Origin of the sequence: Sanguibacter sp. 25GB23B1 (assembly GCF_040012415.1) — a bacterium.
Lineage (GTDB): Bacteria > Actinomycetota > Actinomycetes > Actinomycetales > Cellulomonadaceae > Sanguibacter.
Genome location: NZ_JBDYKL010000066.1, coordinates 1 through 2,351, shown reverse-complemented (window position 1 = coordinate 2,351; position 2,351 = coordinate 1). Strand labels below are relative to the sequence as shown.

Sequence of the window (2,351 nt, the reverse complement as noted above, 5' to 3'; positions counted from 1 at the left end):
ACAGCGACCCGCAGGACCCCCGCCGGGTCCGGCTCTTCGCGGGCTGCGGCGTCGTCGCGTCTGCTGTGGCGCGCTCACGAGGCGTGGTTGACCTCGTCCGGCCACACACCGCCCGAGCCCGCGCCGATCCTGCGGCCGAGCACGAGGAATCCCACGTCAGCCCAGCGCGTGGCGCATCGGCTCGAGCTTGGCCTCGGTCTCGGCGAGCTCGGCGCCAGGCTCGGACGCCGCGACGACGCCGCAGCCCGCGAAGAGCCGGACCCGGCGGGGGTCCTGCGGGTCGAGCGCGCCGGAGCGCAGCGCGATGCCCCACTCGCCGTCCCCGTCGCCGCCGAGCCAGCCCACCGGTCCCGCGTAGCGCGCACGGTCGAGGCCTTCGATCTCGCGGATGAGGTCGTTCGCGGCCGCGGTCGGCGTGCCGCAGACCGCGGCCGTGGGGTGCAGCGCCGCGGCGAGGCTGAGGCTGGAGGGGGTCTGCCCGGAGCCGTTCGTCGTGCAGAGCACGCCCGTGACGTCGCTCGCGAGGTGGAGCACGTTGGGCAGGTGGAGGACGAACGGCGTCTCGGGGACGTTGAGCGACTGGCAGAAGGGCTCGAGGGCCCCGGCGACCGACGCGACGGCGTACTCGTGCTCCTCGAGGTCCTTGGAGGAGTGGGCGAGCACAGCCGCGCGGGCGAGGTCGGCTTCCTCGCCGCCCGTGCGGCGGATGGTCCCGGCCAGGACGCGGGACGTCACGAGGCCCTTCTCGCTGCGGACGAGCAGCTCGGGCGTGGCGCCCACCATGCCGTCGACGCAGAAGGTCCAGCAGCTCGCGTAGGCGTCGGCGAGGCGCGTGAGCAGCCACCGGACGTCGATGGGGTGCTCGGTCCGTGCGACGACGTCGCGTGCCATGACCACCTTGTCGAGACGGCCGGCACGGATCCGGACGACGGCCTCCTCGACCGCCGCCATCCAGGTGTCGTCGTCGACCGCACCCTGCGTGTACGTGACGGCCCCCGGCGCGGTGACCGGGGTGTCGTCGCCGGCGGCGCTGACCACGTCGGCGAGCGTCGGGGCCGGGCCGAGGGTCGGGACGGCCTCGACCGTCGAGATCGTCGTGATCCAGGAGACCTTCCCGCGGCGCCCGACCACGACGCGGGGGACGACGAGGGTGCCGCCGGCCGCGGAGGACTCGTCGAACGCGAAGGAGCCGAACGCGACCGGTCCCGTGCCCGGGAGGCCGAGCTCGTCGCGGACGATGGCCCGGGCACGCAGCGCGGCCCACGCGCTCTCGGCCTCGGCGAAGCGGTCGGCGCCCGTCGTCTCGATGCGTGCGACCTCGCCCCAGGCAGCCAGGCCGTCGCCGCGCCGGACCCAGGCGAGGGCGCCCTCGGCGGGCAGGAGGGCGAGCAGGGCGCCGGGGTCGTCCGGCAGGTCGTCGATCCGGGTGGTGCGGACCATGAGGGTCGCCGACTCGGGCGGTGGTGTGACGCCCGGGAACGCGGCATCCGGCTGGGAGCTCATCGCCTCCAAGCGTACGACTCGGCCGGCCGTGGCAGCGCCGAGGAGTGAGAACATTGACGCATGTCACGTGCCAGCCTGGAGAAGAAGCCCACCGAGGTCGCGTCGATGTTCGACGGCATCGCGCGCCACTACGACCTCACGAACGACCTGATCTCCATGGGGCAGGACCGCTACTGGCGCCGGGCGACGGTGAGCGCGGTGCGGGCTCAGGAGGGCGAGACGGTGCTCGACCTCGCTGCCGGGACCGGGACGTCGAGCGAACCCTTCGCCGACGCGGGAGCGAAGGTCGTCCCGTGCGACTTCTCCTTCGGGATGCTCGCCGTCGGCAAGGAGCGTCGCCCGGACCTGCCGTTCACCGCGGGCGACGCAACACGCCTGCCCTTCGCGGACGCGTCCTTCGACGCCGTGACGATCTCCTTCGGTCTGCGCAACGTCGTCGACACCGCTGGAGCGCTCAGCGAGATGCTCCGCGTCGTACGGCCCGGGGGGCGCATCGTCATCTGCGAGTTCTCCCAGCCCACGTGGGCGCCGTTCCGCACGGTCTACACCGAGTACCTCATGCGTGCGCTGCCGAAGGTCGCGGGCGCCGTGACGAGGGACTCGGGCTCCTACCGGTACCTCGCGGAGTCGATCCGCGCGTGGCCCGACCAGCAGGCGCTCGGCCGCCTGCTCCTCCAGTCGGGCTGGGGCAAGGTCGGCTACCGGAACCTCACGGGCGGGATCGTCGCGCTGCACCGGGCGACGCGACCCGTCTGAGCGGCTCGGACGACGGCGCCCCGCACGACAGGGCGCACGGCCCCGCACGACAGGGCGCACGACAGAGGCCCGCTCCCGTCCGAGACGGGAGC

The 2,351-nt window shown here is 74.0% G+C and carries 2 protein-coding genes; one reads left to right on the top strand and one right to left on the bottom strand.

Annotation, left to right across the window (positions count from 1 at the left end; genetic code table 11):
- Positions 1 to 156: 156 nt before the first annotated feature.
- Complete coding sequence (locus ABKW26_RS19960) at positions 157 to 1,503, bottom strand: isochorismate synthase (RefSeq protein ID WP_348595836.1); 1,347 nt, start codon at positions 1,501 to 1,503, stop codon at positions 157 to 159.
- Positions 1,504 to 1,563: 60 nt separating this feature from the next.
- Here ABKW26_RS19960 and ABKW26_RS19955 point away from each other — a divergent pair, with 60 nt between their 5' ends.
- Positions 1,564 to 2,259 carry a demethylmenaquinone methyltransferase gene (locus ABKW26_RS19955; RefSeq protein WP_348595835.1) on the top strand — a complete coding sequence of 232 codons (696 nt, stop codon included), beginning with the start codon at positions 1,564 to 1,566 and terminating at the stop codon, positions 2,257 to 2,259.
- Positions 2,260 to 2,351: the final 92 nt, after the last annotated feature.